The following is a 16,444-nucleotide window of genomic DNA, read 5'->3' on the forward strand; positions in this document are numbered from 1 at the left end:
CACCGGGCAATCGACTGCCCCGAAATATATTTTATGCAGACAAGTAGAATTCAGCCTACACTCTTTGATTCAATAAAAAAAGGCCCTGCCATAGAGCGGGCAGAGCCTTATATACATATAATTTATAAACAACAACCCTATTTCTTAAGGGCTGCCTCCATTTCATTAAAATCAGCCAGAATCTGCTCATCTTTCTGAGGGGCAAACATATTCACAACCATAATGGTCAGGAAGTTAGCCACAAAACCAGGGACGATTTCGTACATGGTTGCGCCAAGTCCGGCATCTTTCCAGAAAATAAGCACCAGAGTACCAACAACCATACCGAAAAGTGCGGAAATCCAAGTTGTTTTTCTACTGAACAGAGAAAACAGGATGACCGGACCAAACGCAGCACCGAATCCGCCCCAAGCATAGGAAACAAGTCCAAGAACAGTGTTGCCCGGAGTCAGGGCCATGCTCATGGCAATGATGGAAATAACCAGAACACAAAGGCGACCAACGAGCATAAGCTCTTTTTCAGAAGCTTCACGGCGCAGAATCTTTTTATAAAAGTCCTCAGTCAGTGCGGAAGAGGAAACCAGCAGCTGAGAATCGATGGTGGACATGATCGCAGAAAGAATCGCCGCCAGCAACACGCCGCCAACCCAAGGGTTAAATAGCTTGGAAATCATGTAAATGAATACTTTTTCCTGCTCACCGCCATGAAGACCGTCAAACATGGGAATTGCAACCATACCAACAACAACCGCCCCGGCAAGAGAGATAATTACCCAGATAAGGGCAACCGCTGTGGCTTTAGGAAGTTCTTTAATGGAACTGATACCCATAAAACGGGTCAGGATATGCGGCTGACCGAAATAACCAAGCCCCCAGGCCATGGTAGAAATTATAGCAACTATGGAAAGAGGAACTCCGGCCCCGTTATGGAAAAGACTGGTGGAAATGTGCTTAGCTGCCATCTCCGCCTCGATTACGGATATTCCGCCATTATCGATTGTTCCCAAAATAGGCACAAGAACAATGGCGAAGAACATCAATCCGCCCTGAAAAAAGTCAGTCCAACAGACAGCCATGAATCCACCCAAGAAAGTATAGGAAACAATAACCACCGCCCCGGTAATTACGGCCACGGAATAATCAATATTGAACATAGATTCAAAAAGCTTACCCGCCGCCACCAGACCGGACGAAGAATAAATAGTAAAAAACATCAGGATAATAACAGCTGAACCTACACGCAGCAGGCTGGTCGGATCTTTAAACCGTTTTTCAAAAAAGGATGAAATTGTGAGGGTGTCAGTCATCTGGGTGTAGACGCGCAGACGGGCGGAAACAAAAATCCAGTTCAAGGCAGTACCGAGAAAAAGACCTATTGCGATCCATGCCTCGGTCATACCGCCGAGATAAACCGCGCCGGGCAGCCCCATAAGCAGCCAACCGGACATATCACTGGCCTGTGCGGAAAGAGCGGTAACCCAGCCGCCGAGTCCGCGCCCGCCAAGGATATAGCCTTCAATATTAGAAGTACGTTTGTAAAAATACCACCCCACCGCCAGCAGGAAGACCAGATAAACACCAAAAGTAAGTAAAGTCTCAGTTTGAATCACAATAAATCCTTTTTGAACAAGTAAAGAAAACAAAAACAACCTAAAACGTAAAAAGGGGATACTATTTAACCACCATGAGACTTATGTACAAGGTATTTTTTTTCAGCGCATATTGTACGGCGATCTAATCATTACGCATTAAATTATTCAGTTTTTCATTCAAAAAGTTCATTATTTTCATTAGCAGCAATTAATGAACGAAGATTTAAACCATACCGTTTTCCTCATAGGCACTATTAAGCCTCCCCGCCTATTTGAGGCATACAACTTGACAGTATCTGCCAGTTGAAACAAAAAGAACCCACTACTAAATCAGCCCAAAAAAGAGGTTCCCCTTGCCCACATTAGTAATTGCAGGCATCGCCCTGCTGACCATCATCGGAATATCATTTTACGCCAAAAAGAAAGGCCATAGCGGACTCGGCGTCTTCTTTCTGCTTTACTGCATCATCTCAATCATAGTTTATATTGTTACCCTGCCGGAAGGGAAACCATTCATGCTGGTGGATATCCTCGGTCAAATCGGTGTAATGGTCACTTCCATCGGCATAATCATTGCCCACGCCAAAGGGGCCAAAAAATTTCTCTACGCCCTGCCCGGCCTCATAATTCTCGGGATATCCCTTTCCATTCACATAAATAAAATTGCGCCCCCGGACCAGAATGGGACCGCAGCCAACCAGACCGTCATAGAACAATCGAACCAGACCAAAGAATAAATCAAAGCCCCTGCCTTGAATCATCAAGGCAGGGGCTAATTTTACACAAAACACCCGCTGCGAAATCTCTATAAAAACCACCTATAATTCAGCAGTTACAAATCGTTACAGCACCTTTAGAACGTCTTACATCTGGCACTGTCTCAATAACCTGAAATATCTCCACCACTAAACCAGACTACTGAACCACCCGCTGTTCTGGATTCAATTTATCAATCACATCGTAAATCATTTCCGCAAACTTACGCAGCTTTGCACCATACTCTTCATTTTCTGCAACTTCAGCGTCCTGCTCGGCAAGCGTTGCCACTGCCTGCAATTGAATAGCCCCCTGAGTCGGAGTCATCTGTCCGGCCTTCATTTCACCTGAAATATATTGCACCTGATCTGCATATTTTTTTAAATTATTCATACACCTATCGATACATAAGCTACGGCAAAATTCAAGCCTAAAGCTGTATATACCCCCGAATGCGAACTAGCCTCCATATTGGATACTCAATGAAGCACCCTCCGGCAATTTATCCGTCAACGCTTCCATAAGTTCACTTACAGTCAGTTCTCGCTGTTGCTCACAAGTGATCCGCTTCTCTATCTCCACATAAGTTAAAGCACCGGACGGTTCATCGGATAGAACCCGATACTTCGGCCCTGTCCCGGTACGTATCCAATTAGGATCAACTCCGGCAGTCTCAAGGGCCTTGAGGAACCAGTCTGCGGGAATAGAGTTCCTGCGCTTTGCATCGGAAATGGAAGACTGCCTGATCCCCAAAGCCTCAGCGAGTTTGACCTGCGTAACCTTGCCATCATATACAAGCACATCACCCAACCGGGATAACGCCCCGCTAAAATCAAATACATCAGTCATAAAAGTCTCTCCTGAAAAACAATCAGCACCAAAGCCTTACCAAGACTTGTGCTTATCTGTTTTTTAAAATAACTTTTACCCTGTTTTACAAACTTACAAACACAAAACTAGGTAAAAAGTTTTCTTTGTCGCCTTGTTTTGATTTATAGACAAACTTTTTACCTAATTCAAGAACTATTTTATAAAAAAAGTGATACACTTCCCATGTCCGATATTGTTGAAAGATTCCTGAGCATAAAAAATCTGGTGGGCATCAAGCGCAACGAATTCTGCAAAAGGGTCGGGGTCTCGGCCACAACCCACGATAATTACCAGAAAGGCAAAGGCACACCCAAGGCCCCGTTTCTTTGTAAAGTCTGTGAAGAATTCTGCATCAACGGGCACTGGCTGCTCACAGGGGAAGGCGAAGTCTTCATGGATGAATCCACGACACCTCCGCGTCCTGCTGATCCTAACCTGCTGAACACCGGCGAAAACATAAACCTGATCGGCCTTGCCCAATGCGGGATCGACGGCTGGTCCCAGACCATGCCTATCGCCATCAACAGTTCAGTGCCGGAGTTCCACAAGGATTACATAGCCGCACTGACCATTGGGGACTCCATGGTCCCGGCTGGAATACTGCCCGGAAATATCGTCTATTGCGATCCACGCCTCCAACCTTCCATCGGAGAACCTGTTTTTGTCATGCGGAGGGACGCCCAGCAGGAAGAATCAGCCGGAGTAAAAATCTACAACGGCCAGGATGAAAAATGGATATACTTGCAGGGATGGCTGAACAAACAAGGAGAAAAGCCGCAGACAGAATTTTGTATTCAGCAGCTTGTCAGCGAGATCAGTTTGATTGCGCCGGTTGTTATGATTCGGCGGAGGGTATGAGATGTACAAAAAATACCATGTCAGCACTCCCGGGTTTAATCTGGTAGAATACCAGTGAACGTGAAACTCACAAGGAGGGCTGACATGGCTAAGCTAACAATATCATCAATTGGCAGGTTTGTGGAAGGCTTTCAGGGGCAACGTTTTTCCGTAGGTATCGACGTCCATAAGCGCAGTTTTAGTGTGGCTTTGCTTAGACCAGACGGAATGGTTAAAAGCTGGACAACTCCCGCCGACGTGGAAGCCATAACCAATAGACTTGCTTCACTTCCGATATACATTTCTGCTGTGTGCTATGAGGCCGGACCGACAGGTTTTGGTCTAGCACGTAGCCTGCGTTCTGCAGGTATCAAAGTCATTGTTGCCGCTCCGAGCCGTATTCCCCGTCCTGTTGCTGCTACCAACAAAACTGACAGTCTCGACTGCATAAAGCTTACAGAGCTTGCAGCATCAAAATTGGTTCGATCAATCGCTATTCCTACTGAAAAGGAAGAAGCATTCCGTGCTTTATCGAGAAGACGCCACCAGATCACAGATTCATTGCGCCGAGTTAAGCAGCGCATCAGATCTTTGTTTTTGGCATTAGGCATCGCTGAACCGGCGGGCATAGATAGCTGGAGTAAATCAGCAATTTCTGCTCTTGAACATCAATCGCTTCCGGCAGGAGCAGCCGAAACTCGCGACAGCCTTCTTTCAGAATTAAGATATCTCATTCTTGCTCAAAAAGAGGTTGATACTAAACTTGAACGACTAACTCTGGAACAAGACGAAGCAAAACGCATTGCTGCAATGAGGTCCGTTCCTGGAGTCGGAAGAGTCGTAGCAACAACTTTTGCGGCAGAAATCTATAATCCTAAACGTTTCAACCACAGCAAAGAAATCACATCTTATCTAGGACTTGCTCCTGTAATCAGGCAAAGCGGAGGCAGTAAGGGCAGAGCAACTCTTCGCCCAGTTGGTCAACGAAGACTTCGGAGTTTGCTTATCGAAGCTGCGTGGATGTGGAAACAAAGAGATGGATGGGCGCGTGAATTTTACAACAGAATTTTGGGTAAGCATGGAGTGCCACAGAAGGCTATTGCTGCGCTTGCTCGAAAACTTGCTGCTTTGCTCTGGAAACTAAGTCTTCCAGCTGAAACAGCATAATGGGTCGCGGGCTGCCTTTGGTTGCATCGACAACGGACAAAAAATGGCGATCCTAAATTGATTTGGTACCGAATCGGTACTTGGTGCCGCTGAGCACGAATAAGAAAAGGAGTATCAATAACTTACGCCGCTAGGTGAGGGTGTGCTACGGCCTATGAAAACTTAGAATTAGAACTGGCGGAGTGCTTGACAACGTGCCGCATAAGAAAGCCAGCCCCAAATGAGGCTGGCTTTTACAATTCATATTTATAAGAATACTTATTTCTTCTTGATAAGAGTGTCTTCCAAGAGAATCATATCGATCTCTGAATTACGGAAAACGTAAAGAGCGTCATCAGGAGAGCAAACAATGGGGGAACCGTGCAGGTTGAAAGAAGTATTCAACACACCGCCAACACCGGTCTTACTTCTGAATGCGCTGAGCAGTTCATGGTATTTTGCGTTCTTGCTCTCCTCAACCAACTGCGGACGCAAAGTTTTATCAGAGGGGTGCATGGTTGCGGAAAGCTCATCCTGCCCTTTCTTGGTGGATTCAAATCCGACAGACATATGGGGGGCTTTGATCTTTTTAGGGTTCTCAATGTACTCGTCTGCGTATTCATTCAAAATAGAAGGTGCAAACGGCATCCAGAAATCCCTGTTTTTAATCTTGTGATTGATCTTATCAACCATCACGCTTCCGCCTCTGGGGTCTGCAATGAGAGAACGGTTACCAAGTGAACGCTGTCCGAACTCCATACGCCCGGCAAGTCTGCCGATAACCTGACCGTTAGCCAAATATTCAGCTACGGTATCAGCATCAACATTATATTCAACTTCGTATTCTTTATCCAAACCGTTAGCTGCAACCCACTTCTCAACTTCTTCGTTGCTGAACTCAGGTCCCAGATACATGGAATGAGGCTTAATGGTTTCGGCAGAAAGATCTTTCTCTGCGCAGTGCTTTTCCATCACATGATAGCAGACACCGAGAGACAGGGATTCGTCACTGCCACTACCGCAGACAAACATGTCATCAACTTCGTCCATGCCATGCATGAGCATATTGGTCTTAACGTTCATGGCAATACCACCGGAAAATACAATTCTCTTGATTCCAGTGTGCTCAACCGCGTTTCTAACCCATTCAGTGATAATTTCTTCAGTGTACTTTTGCAAACCTCCGGCAATACCGTCAAAACGGTAGCCTTCAAGCTTATCTTTGAAATAGTAATACATGTCTTTAGGTTCTTCTTTCCAAGCGAAATTCAAACCATCAACGTACATAGTCTCTTTAAATACTTCGTAGGGCCCCTTGAGGACAGGATCTTTAGCGTAAGGAGCCATTCCCATCACCTTGTACTCATGCTCATTGGGCTTCATACCGAGAAGCAAAGTAATGTAGCGATACAGACGGGCAAGCTTGAATTCTGAATCAGCAACTTTATGAATCCGTTTGATTTCCCCACCTTCAGCAATGCTGATAGTTGCGCTATTGCCATCACCATATGCATCCGCAGTCAGGACGAGAGTCTTTTCATCTCTAAAAGGACTGCCCCAGTATGCATATGCAGCATGACAGGTGTGATGATCAACATAAACAATCTTTTCTTTCTCAATACCCAAAAATTTGCACAGTTCAGTCTCAATGGACTCTTTCAGCTTAGGCCAGATTTCCTCGCTGTAATAAACATTTTTTTCGGAAAGAAGCTCTTCAAAATTATAAGGAAACTGGTCTGTATCAATTTTCTCTTTAAAAACATCGATCCAGGAAACATCTTTGTTTTCATATAATCTTGGTTTCCAATACTCGCGCTGGGCCTTGATATGGTCAGCAATTGAAAAAGTAGAATAAGCGCGAACAACCCAAGGACCAAAAGCAAGACTGGAACCGGCAAATGCAACACGGTCGAGTTCGGCCCCGGAAATACCAGCCTTTTTCAAACAATAGTCAATTGCTGTCAGGGGAAAACGCTCATCATTTTTCAGACGGGAAAATCTTTCTTCAGATACAGCTGCGACAATTTCGCCATCTACCATAAGAGCAACAGTTGACTGTTCCCCTACGCTAAGTCCCAAAACTTTCATATAACCATCCTAATTTATTTTTCACTCAACCACACGGTACAATGCCTGTCTTTTAAGGCAATTAATCACCGGATTCCAAATAGTAAACCTAAACAAAAAGCACAGAAAAAAACCTATACTTTAATATAAAAAACTTCGTGTCACATTTTCCGAACAAAATTGCATCAAACCCGCGGCGAACATTCCACGACGATCTCAACAAAAGAGAAAACACACGTTTATTTAATAAAAACAAGCACATATCATAACAGTCATTTCAAATCCTGAAGAATATAGCCGAGGCGTGCACTAGCGTCAATAACCTTAAAAAGAGACGATCACAACCCCACAAAAACACCCCCTTACACGGACCATGCGGTAGTCCTAGTAAGGGGGTGTTTATATTACAGTTGGTGCGAAAGGAGAGACTCGAACTCTCACGGGGTTAACCGCTAGATCCTAAATCTAGTGCGTCTACCAATTCCGCCACTCTCGCAACCAAATATTATGGGCTATTTATTGGGCATTGCTCCTTATGGATTAAACCAAACAAGGGCACTGTCCCGTGCAGCCGTTGCGTTAATATAAGCAGTGTCACAGCTTGTCAACAAAAATCGTTTAAAAATCTATATAAACGGTAACTTCGATCAGCCGGACATTGCAGCAAGCAGCTTTTCAAGCTTTGCTTCCAAATCTTCAAAGTCATTTGCCAGCAAGCGCAGACACGGCTCTACCCCTTTTGCCCCGGAATCACAGACAACATCAATCATGTCAGGATCGGGATGCTCAGACATGGCTTTGCAGGTGCCCCACTCAAGGGTATTTTCCTCGGTACCCGGAACCTCGCCCGGTTCGTCAGCACGATCAAACCACGCTTCTACAAATCCGCATTCCGCAACCGACGCCATTATCCGTTCATTAAGCCGTAAACCAGCTGCACAGCCGACTTCCGGATTGGATTTTCTAGCGCAGAGCAGCACCTTGGCAATATGAGTGGAAGCTCCGAATTCAGGATGTCCGCAAACCATGACCTCACCCTTACGGGTACAAGAAACCCTTCCGCTGAAGGCTGCCACATCATCAATGTCTCCGGCATATGGCAGGGCCGCAGCAACATTCATACGAACTTCAGGGATTAACTCATTCAGTCCGGCCATGCATTCAAGACGCAACCCGAACTCATGCAAATCAGCTAAAATACCCTGTTTCATCTGTTCAAGAAGCATGGGCGCAAGATGGTTGGGAGGCCCGCTGCCCTCACCGAGGTCAAACCCGGCACGCAGAGCCAAATTCAAATACTCCTGCGCCTTGCGCACAGCCGTAACCATATCATAACCTTTCGCCAACCCTGAAGCAATGGTGGCGGACAGAGTACAACCTGTTCCATGGCTATTCTTGGTCTTCACTCTTTGCTGCATAAGCGGAATGGGCTGCTGTCCTTTGATGCCCAGCCAATCAGTTGCAGCTACGGAATCAAAATGACCGCCTTTTACGAGTACGGCTTTAGGCCCCATCTCCAGCAAAATTTCAATAGCCTTGAAAATATCATCGCGGCTTTTGATCTCCATATCGGTAAAAAGCTCGGCTTCCGGCACGTTAGGAGTCAGCAAATCTGCCAGCGGAAAAATTTCCTTCATAGCCTGCACTGCATCATCCTTGAGCAACTTGGCTCCACTGGTTGCCACACAAACGGGATCAATTACCAGCGGAATATCCTTGTCTTTCAAGCTTTCACCAACCGCTCTAATGATAGGGGCAGAAAAAAGCATTCCGGTTTTAGCGGCCCGGACATTAATATCTTTACAAACCGTTTCTATCTGGAGGGCTACAAACTCAGGAGAAACAGCCTCAATCCCGGCTACCCCGGTTGTATTCTGGGCGGTAAGTGCGGTGATGGCACTGGCCCCATAACATCCGGCCATGGAAATAGCTTTAAGATCGGCCTGAATTCCAGCCCCTCCACCGGAATCAGAACCTGCAATAGTCAAAACGCATGGAAGCGGTTTCATCATGCCTCCTTGGGCAATTATTTATTTTTAATTGATGAATTTTACCCATGGGTATGCTCCGGGTCAACATCTGCCATATTTATAATTGAATTCAGCATACAATCTGGACAGAAATTTCCGGCTATGCTTTATTTAATATGTTACTAATTTAAAAAGATCTCACTCTCTTAAATACCTGCAAGGCAAATTATGAAAATATCGCTTTTAGATGATTGTTCTTCCAAAGCCATAAAAGAAAAACTGTCAGGTCTGCTGCTCAAAGATCTGGTGGAACTGGATGAACTGCAAAACATGCTCGATGCCAGCTATACTGCCACTGGAATGCCTTCAGGGATAATCGATGCATTTACCGGAGAAGTATACGCAGGTGCGGGGTGGCAGAAGATATGTGTCAATTTTCATAGGGTCCATCCTGAGACCTGTGCAAAATGCGTTGCCAATGACACTGCCATTACCGACAAAATTAAAACAGGGCATCATCACGGTTACAAATGTTCCAACGGCATCTGGGATATCGGTGTGCCCATCATGTGCATGGAGCAGCACATTGCAACATTTTTCCTGGGTCAGTTTTTTTATGAAGACGAAGAACCTGACCGCCATTTTTTTATCAATCAGGCCGAACAATACGGCTTTGGCCAAAAAGAATATCTTGCCGCTCTTGATGAAGTCCCCAGATTTGATCGTGAACGTGTTGAGCAAATCCTAAAACACAACATAGCTCTTTCGGCTTTCCTTTCGGACTCCGCATCCAAAAGCATGCGCAATTTTTATGAAATTGAACAACGCCGTGAGGCTGAAGCTGAAATAAAAAGCCTACGTAACTACCTTGCCAATATCATCGACTCCATGCCTTCAATCCTGATCGGGGTTGACCCGGACGGTCAAATAACCCAGTGGAATAAAGAAGCGGAATCCGTTTCCGGCATAGGACAGGACAAAGCGATCGGAACTCAACTGCAAGACTCCATGCCCACTCTTGGGTCAGAAATGGACCGTATCCGCACAGCCATAACCACCCGCCGTAAACAGGCATATATCAACAGACCAAATCCTGAAGACAACAAAACAGCCTGCGAAGATATTACGATCTACCCACTTATTGCCAACGGAGTGCGCGGGGCGGTCATCCGTATTGATGATGTTACAGACCGGGTAAACCTAGAGCGTATGATGCTGCAATCTGAAAAAATGATGTCAGTGGGCGGACTCGCAGCGGGCATGGCCCATGAAATAAACAACCCCCTTTCCGGCATAATGGGGCATGCAACAAACATAAGAAAACGTATTTACCATGATATAAACAAGAATATCTCCACAGCTGAAGATTGCGACCTCTCCCTTGAAAATATGCGCAATTACCTGAACGAAAGAGGAATTCCCCGCATGCTTGACGGAATCAGCGAAGCCGGAGAACGGGCCGCCACAATCGTCCGCAACATGCTCGCCTTCAGCCGTAAAAGTGAACAGAATTTCACCCCGCAAAACTTGCCGCAACTACTGGACAGGACCATAGAGCTTGCTTCCAGCGATTACGATCTGAAAAAGGAATTTGACTTTAAACAAATTGAAATAGAACGGGAATACGACGAGAACCTGCCCACCGTGCTCTGCGAAGGAAATGAAATTCAACAGGTTTTTCTGAATATTCTGAGAAATGGAGCTGAAGCCATGGCTGAGATGCAAAAAGCTTCACGCTTTACCTGCAAAGTGTACAAAGAAGAGAATAGAGCTGTAGTGGAAATAGCCGACAACGGTCCAGGCATGCCCGAAGATGTGCGCAAACGTATTTTTGAACCATTCTTTACAACCAAGGAAGTGGGAAAAGGAACCGGATTGGGCCTGTCTGTATCTTATTTCATTGTCAGCGACCAACACAATGGTTTTATGGATGTTAAGTCCATTCCGGGTGAATGGACCAAATTCATCATCAAGCTGCCCTTTAAATAAAGCATATAGTTCCTTGCCAGCCGCGGGGTTCAGCTATATGTATGCGCCATGACAAAAAGCATCATCGCCAAAAAGCGGCCCCAGCCTAAGTTCCTGCCCATGACCAAAAAGGAAATGGATAAACTAGGTTGGGACAGACCGGACATTATTCTTGTTTCCGGCGACAGTTATATCGACCACCCCAGCTTCGGAATCCCCCTGCTGGGGAGAGTCCTTTCCGCACACGGATTCAAAGTGGCAATAGCCTGCCAGCCGGACTGGAACGACCCCAAACCGCTTGAAGAGCTGGGACGACCCCGCCTTTATGCCGGAGTCTCTGCCGGGGCACTTGATTCCATGGTCGCCCACTACACATCTTTCCGCAAAAAAAGAAGCGATGATGCCTACACTCCCGGAGGCAAAGCCGGAGCACGTCCCAACAGGGCCTGTATCATCTATACAAACCTGATCAAAAAGGCCTTTAAAGGACTCCCGGTTATCATCGGGGGAATTGAAGCATCCCTGCGCCGCATTTCCCATTATGATTTCTGGACCGATAAGATCCGCAAACCCATTCTCATGGACAGCAAGGCCGACCTGCTGGTTTACGGCATGGGTGAACGGGCCATGCTTGAAGCGGCATTCCGCCTTTCTAAAGCAGAAGAGCAATCTTCTTCTGTATTGAAAGGCATTCCCGGCACAGCTTTCATGGGTGGCCCCGATGATATTGAAACCGAGGCGGAGAGAATCGAACTCCCATCCCATCAGGAAATTGTTGACGACTCAAAACAATTGATGAAAGCAACATTGGCCCTTGAAGAGCAGGTCCATTTTGGAGATTCATGGGCAATCCAGCCGGTTGATAAACGCCATGTGGTGCTGACTCCTCCTTCTACATACCTTTCCACCGAGGAACTGGACTGGCTTTACAGCCTGCCTTATGCCCGGTTGCCCCATCCTATCTACAAAAACAAAGGACGAATTCCGGCAGCTGATATGATTGAATTCAGCGTCACTTCCCACCGGGGTTGCGGCGGGGGCTGCTCCTTTTGTTCCATCGCCATGCATCAGGGTAGGCACATCCGCTCACGAAGCAGGAAATCCATACTCGGCGAACTCAAACGCATGCAGGAACACCCGGACTTCAGAGGGTCTGTTTCCGATATAGGCGGCCCCAGCGCAAACATGTGGAATGCCAACTGTTCACTTGAACGGGGCAAATGCAAACGCAAAAGCTGCCTCGTACCCAAGGTCTGCCCCAATTTCAAATATGACCAGAAGGCCAACCTGAAACTTTTCAGGGATGCACAGAAAATGGACGGCATCAAACACGTGCGGGTTGCCAGTGGAGTGCGCTATGACCTAGGCCAGAAGGACCGGACCAGCCTGAAAGATATTTTCAAGGAATTTGTCGGTGGACAGCTGAAAGTGGCCCCGGAGCATATTGCCCCTTCAGTACTTAAACATATGCGCAAGCCGGACCTGCCCATATTTGAAAGCTTTCTGGAAATGTTTGCTGCTGAATCCAAAAAAGCAGGCAAGGAACAATATGTCATTCCTTACCTGATGAGTGCCTTCCCCGGCTGTACAGATAGCGACATGCGCCATCTGGCCTCATGGCTGGCAACAAGAGGCTGGAAACCACGACAGGTCCAGTGCTTCATCCCCACACCGGGAACTGTTGCCACTGCCATGTTTTATTGCGAGACCGACCCTTCAGGCAATAATATTTACGTAGCTAAAACAGATGCTCAGCGCTTAAAACAGCATCGCATCCTCATCCCTGATCCGGGCCGTGATCCGCGGGCCGGGAAGCAAAATGGTAGGCCGGGCAGAAAGCCCACCACCGACAGCCGTCCTGCTTCTGAACATAAAGGCAAAAAAGGCGGCAAAAAAGGCAAAAGACCTGAGCGCGACAATAACGGATCTAAAGGCCCTGATGCAGCCAAAAACTTTAAGCGTAAGGACAAGCCCAAAAGGTTCACAAAGAAGAAAAAAATGAAGTAATTCCTGTTGGAAAGATAAGGCAATTAATATAACATACGCCTTAACCTGAACTTCAACAGCGGATTATTCTATGAGCTCTGAATCCTTTGCCAACCTGTGTATCTTTCACATCATGGACGGACTGCGGGATGGGCTTTCCCACTTTTCGTCCAACAGCCGGACTGCCCTGATCTACGCGGTAACGCCTGATGATCCGCTACGCATTTACGATCCGCAGGACCTGCTCCGGGAGCATCAACCCAAACTCAAGGAATATTACCTTGATTCAGAGGACTGGCGCAAAGGCGGCAATCACGATGACAACACCAGACTCATAGAAGTTGTCCGCTCCAAAGATCTCGCCCTTGCGGGATTAATCACTTGCAGTGCCCGCTCCAGCAGTATCTTCTACCAATGCTGGTTCACAGAACAGCACCCGGATATGTGTTCCATCGGTCCCACTGAAAGCTGGATGGAATACGCAGCACTATTGCTTTCACAGGATTTTGCCACCCAGAATATCCTGCGCATTGACAGTTCCGGTCACCTCCTGCGCGAATACTCCACCCACGCGGTGCGCGATTACATTGTTGACCAGCGCAACCGCATTATGGGCTGGGATACCCAGTTGCGGGTCTACCCTATTCTTGACTCTGTACTGGGTATATCCAAAACCCGCGAGGAAGGAGCATGGGCGCGCGGGGAACTGATATATATCGAACCGTCAGAGCTGGACTCCATAACGTATATGGCCAAGTTCCCAAAAAATGAACGACCTTCCCTGAAAAATCATAAACATGTGCGCAAACTGCTCCAATCAGTGGAAAGTTCCAGCCGCAAGCTTGTTTCCGATGGCAAATGCGTGGTCGGGATTGCCTCCATTAAGCCTACGAACAATTCCATTTCCGTCCAGTTCAAAGGGGACTGGGGATTGGTTTATCTCGGCACGGAAGCGGTATGCAGCTTCGCGGATGCCAAATTTTCTTCCACCAACTACAAGCCGAACCTTGTTCATCTTGAAGAATATCTTCTGGAACTGGATCTCAGCGCGGATACCCGGCACAGCCTTTTCCAGTTGGTTATCCAAATGATCTCCACTGCCAATCACCGCAGCCACGGCTGTACGCTGGTACTCGATTTCAACGACGAACCGGTCGCCATTGCCGGACAGACCCTAGAAGAACCGCTCGACCTGCGTGAACCGGAAATAAGGGGCCTTGCCCGCTCATTGACTAAACTGGACGGAGCAGTCCACATCTGTAAGGATCTGAAACTACATGGCTTTGCCTGCCTGCTGGACGGAAAATCAGTTTCCGGAGAAAACCGTGCCCGTGGTGCCCGCTTCAACTCCGCCCTGCGTTTCACTGCCAAGCATGACAACCTGATCGTGATCGTAGTTTCTGCGGACAAACCAGTATCAATAATTCAACGGGGAGTGGAGCTGACCGCCATTTGTGAATGGAAACAGCTTTTTGCCTGCGTAAGCACCCCTCCCACTTTCGAAAGCTGGATTGAGGAATAATTCCATGAAAAAAACTATTGTCCTGCTGACAATCTTCAGTTGCGCCCTTTTATACTGCCTGCCGGTGTCTGCTGCGCAAATGACCATAAAAAACTATTCTTTTGAAAAGAAAAAAGCATCCAAAGACTGGTCTCCCCGCAAAACTTTTATTGTGGGCGAGAATAGAAGGTTAGGGCTTTTCAATGACCGTAACAAACGCTTTCCTTCAACCGCAACCCTGACCGTCACAGACCTGCCAGCTGGACGGGACCTTGAATTGACCTTCGACATGGTTTTCGTTGGAAGTTGGGACAATGAAGGTAAACTTGCTGACAAATTTACTATTTCTATCGTTGATGGTCCGGAACTGCTGAACATGACTGAATTCCCATGCACATTAATAGATAATGATGATTCGCGCCCTGTGGGAAACAACGGGGTTGTAAAAGTGGGCCCCAAGGACCGGGCTTTCTGGATCAAACCTATGAATATAAAAATTCCTGCCTCAACGATCACTGACGGCTCAATTAAAATTAAATTCAAGGGATTCCTGACCGGGCGTAAAACCGAATACTGGGCTTTGGACAACGTAAAAATTATTTCAAAATAGTAATTCAGAAATTTAACGGCACTCTTATTGTGTCAATTAGGACATATTTGCAAGTTTAAGCTAAACCCTGTTTTAATTAAATAAAATAACATTCGTGTATGTTTTTATATATTTAACACTTGATTATCCCATCTGTTTAGTGCAGAAACAAAGCCAGTAAGGTTATTTCAAAATTAAACACGGCAAAAACAAAGGCCGTCAACGCATAACAACTTAAAATAAATGTACATTCAACTTCAAATCATCAGCTTCATTGCTGTCTTGATACTTACATCCATATACTCTTTTCCTGCTTCGGCCGCAGAAAAGATGATCGTTGCTGTTGCCACAACGAAAAACGCAATTAAAAAATATGATAATTTGCCCGAATCAGCCAAAACAGTTCCTCTCTGTAATAAGAACCTGCCCTCAGAAATAAAATCCAGATGTATTGCCAGTCTAATGATTTTAAAAAATGCGTTGAAACTAGGTGGAATTAATGCCCAGCTAAATTTTCTGGAAACACCAAATGTGAGACGCGAAGAAGATGAAATTGTAAAAGGATATGCTGTCATAAGTTCACACCTATTCAGCAAAAGCACCATCGACCAGCCTAAGTACAAAGACAAAATATATGTAAGCGATCCGGTCATTAAGGACGGAGAATTTGAGAAAGGTATCTTCTGTCTGCCCGGCAATCACAAAATAAGAAATGTCCGTACGATTGAAGAACTCAGAAAAGCAGGCAAACCACTTATCGGGATACATTGGACCAATGAATGCGAAATTTTAAATGAACTGGGCATTAAAAAAATTGAAAAAGGTCCGACTACAGACTCTCTTTTCAGAATGATCAAAGCCGGTCGTGCTGACTGGATTCCGTTTGGGTTTCACAACTCTAAAGATCTTAGTGTCAAACGTAGCGGAATTACTCTTGTTCCTGTAAAGGGACTCAAATTCACGTTAAATGAAAGTAGACACTTTCTGGTATCAAAAGACCATCCGGATGGTGAGAAAATTTTCAAGGCCCTACAGGAAGGAATAAAACAAATGCGCAGTAAGGGGTTAATAAAAAAGCTGCTGACTCAAGGCGGCTATTACTGCAAAACAACCAGAGACTGGAAAATACTCAACAGCAAAGAAGCGTTAGTCAAAAATTAAA

General features: G+C 46.1%; 12 protein-coding genes, 1 tRNA gene and 1 pseudogene. 8 read left to right on the forward strand and 6 right to left on the reverse strand.

Annotated elements, in window-relative coordinates; translation table 11 throughout:
* Positions 1–137: 137 nt before the first annotated feature.
* Positions 138–1,610, reverse strand: coding sequence for a sodium/proline symporter PutP (gene putP / locus FMS18_RS12275; protein ID WP_163294948.1), 1,473 nt, complete (start codon positions 1,608–1,610; stop codon positions 138–140).
* A gap of 335 nt (positions 1,611–1,945) precedes the next feature.
* Between putP and FMS18_RS12280 the strand changes: the two genes are divergently transcribed.
* Positions 1,946–2,329 carry a hypothetical protein gene (locus FMS18_RS12280; RefSeq protein WP_163294950.1) on the forward strand — a complete coding sequence of 128 codons (384 nt, stop codon included), beginning with the start codon at positions 1,946–1,948 and terminating at the stop codon, positions 2,327–2,329.
* Between the two features lie 178 nt (positions 2,330–2,507).
* Here FMS18_RS12280 and FMS18_RS12285 read toward each other — a convergent pair whose 3' ends face one another.
* Positions 2,508–2,741: a hypothetical protein gene (locus FMS18_RS12285; protein ID WP_163294808.1), complete on the reverse strand. Its 234-nt coding sequence runs from the start codon at positions 2,739–2,741 to the stop codon at positions 2,508–2,510.
* Positions 2,742–2,969: 228 nt separating this feature from the next.
* A pseudogene (locus tag FMS18_RS20710) lies at positions 2,970–3,158 on the reverse strand (helix-turn-helix domain-containing protein); the annotation flags it as partial.
* Positions 3,159–3,401: 243 nt separating this feature from the next.
* Here FMS18_RS20710 and FMS18_RS12295 point away from each other — a divergent pair.
* Together FMS18_RS12295 and FMS18_RS12300 are read left to right on the forward strand one after the other, a co-directional pair.
* Entirely contained in the window at positions 3,402–4,076 is a 675-nt protein-coding gene (locus tag FMS18_RS12295; RefSeq protein ID WP_163294954.1) for a helix-turn-helix transcriptional regulator, read from the forward strand.
* 84 nt (positions 4,077–4,160) lie between these two features.
* Positions 4,161–5,222: an IS110 family transposase gene (locus FMS18_RS12300; protein WP_163294956.1), complete on the forward strand. Its 1,062-nt coding sequence runs from the start codon at positions 4,161–4,163 to the stop codon at positions 5,220–5,222.
* A 258-nt stretch (positions 5,223–5,480) separates the two neighbouring features.
* On the opposite strand, the gene FMS18_RS12305 is transcribed toward FMS18_RS12300, so the two are convergent.
* The 3 genes from FMS18_RS12305 to thiD form a co-directional block, all read right to left on the reverse strand.
* The gene (locus tag FMS18_RS12305) at positions 5,481–7,289 is read right to left on the reverse strand and encodes a carbamoyltransferase C-terminal domain-containing protein (RefSeq protein ID WP_163294958.1); all 1,809 of its coding nucleotides are present in this window, start codon (positions 7,287–7,289) and stop codon (positions 5,481–5,483) included.
* A 390-nt stretch (positions 7,290–7,679) separates the two neighbouring features.
* Positions 7,680–7,764 (reverse strand) — tRNA-Leu (locus tag FMS18_RS12310).
* A 151-nt stretch (positions 7,765–7,915) separates the two neighbouring features.
* The gene (gene thiD / locus FMS18_RS12315) at positions 7,916–9,277 is read right to left on the reverse strand and encodes a bifunctional hydroxymethylpyrimidine kinase/phosphomethylpyrimidine kinase (protein ID WP_163294960.1); all 1,362 of its coding nucleotides are present in this window, start codon (positions 9,275–9,277) and stop codon (positions 7,916–7,918) included.
* Between the two features lie 189 nt (positions 9,278–9,466).
* Between thiD and FMS18_RS12320 the strand changes: the two genes are divergently transcribed.
* The 5 genes from FMS18_RS12320 (at position 9,467) to FMS18_RS12340 (ending at position 16,443) form a co-directional block, all read left to right on the forward strand.
* Positions 9,467–11,227 (forward strand): PocR ligand-binding domain-containing protein, encoded by a 1,761-nt coding sequence (locus FMS18_RS12320; protein ID WP_163294962.1) that lies wholly within the window; start codon positions 9,467–9,469, stop codon positions 11,225–11,227.
* Positions 11,228–11,275: 48 nt separating this feature from the next.
* Entirely contained in the window at positions 11,276–13,213 is a 1,938-nt protein-coding gene (locus FMS18_RS12325; protein WP_163294964.1) for a YgiQ family radical SAM protein, read from the forward strand.
* Between the two features lie 70 nt (positions 13,214–13,283).
* Positions 13,284–14,714 (forward strand): DNA integrity scanning protein DisA nucleotide-binding domain protein, encoded by a 1,431-nt coding sequence (locus FMS18_RS12330; protein WP_163294966.1) that lies wholly within the window; start codon positions 13,284–13,286, stop codon positions 14,712–14,714.
* Between the two features lie 4 nt (positions 14,715–14,718).
* On the forward strand, positions 14,719–15,303 hold the full coding sequence (locus FMS18_RS12335) for a hypothetical protein (RefSeq protein WP_163294968.1): 585 nt from the start codon (positions 14,719–14,721) through the stop codon (positions 15,301–15,303).
* 309 nt (positions 15,304–15,612) lie between these two features.
* On the forward strand, positions 15,613–16,443 hold the full coding sequence (locus FMS18_RS12340; protein ID WP_163294970.1) for a hypothetical protein: 831 nt from the start codon (positions 15,613–15,615) through the stop codon (positions 16,441–16,443).
* The last annotated feature ends 1 nt before the right edge of the window (position 16,444 follow it).

Source organism: Desulfovibrio sp. JC022 (assembly GCF_010470665.1).
Classification (GTDB): Bacteria; Desulfobacterota; Desulfovibrionia; order Desulfovibrionales; family Desulfovibrionaceae; genus Maridesulfovibrio.

Coding starts and splice junctions, on each gene's coding strand:
- FMS18_RS12295 (WP_163294954.1), top strand. CDS start 3,402: ATGTCCGATATTGTTGAAAGATTCCTGAGCATAAAAAATCTGGTGGGC.
- FMS18_RS12330 (WP_163294966.1), top strand. CDS start 13,284: ATGAGCTCTGAATCCTTTGCCAACCTGTGTATCTTTCACATCATGGAC.
- FMS18_RS12300 (WP_163294956.1), top strand. CDS start 4,161: ATGGCTAAGCTAACAATATCATCAATTGGCAGGTTTGTGGAAGGCTTT.
- FMS18_RS12340 (WP_163294970.1), top strand. CDS start 15,613: ATGATCGTTGCTGTTGCCACAACGAAAAACGCAATTAAAAAATATGAT.
- FMS18_RS12305 (WP_163294958.1), bottom strand. CDS start 7,289: ATGAAAGTTTTGGGACTTAGCGTAGGGGAACAGTCAACTGTTGCTCTT.
- FMS18_RS12325 (WP_163294964.1), top strand. CDS start 11,276: ATGACAAAAAGCATCATCGCCAAAAAGCGGCCCCAGCCTAAGTTCCTG.
- FMS18_RS12335 (WP_163294968.1), top strand. CDS start 14,719: ATGAAAAAAACTATTGTCCTGCTGACAATCTTCAGTTGCGCCCTTTTA.
- thiD (WP_163294960.1), bottom strand. CDS start 9,277: ATGAAACCGCTTCCATGCGTTTTGACTATTGCAGGTTCTGATTCCGGT.
- FMS18_RS12320 (WP_163294962.1), top strand. CDS start 9,467: ATGAAAATATCGCTTTTAGATGATTGTTCTTCCAAAGCCATAAAAGAA.
- FMS18_RS12285 (WP_163294808.1), bottom strand. CDS start 2,741: ATGAATAATTTAAAAAAATATGCAGATCAGGTGCAATATATTTCAGGT.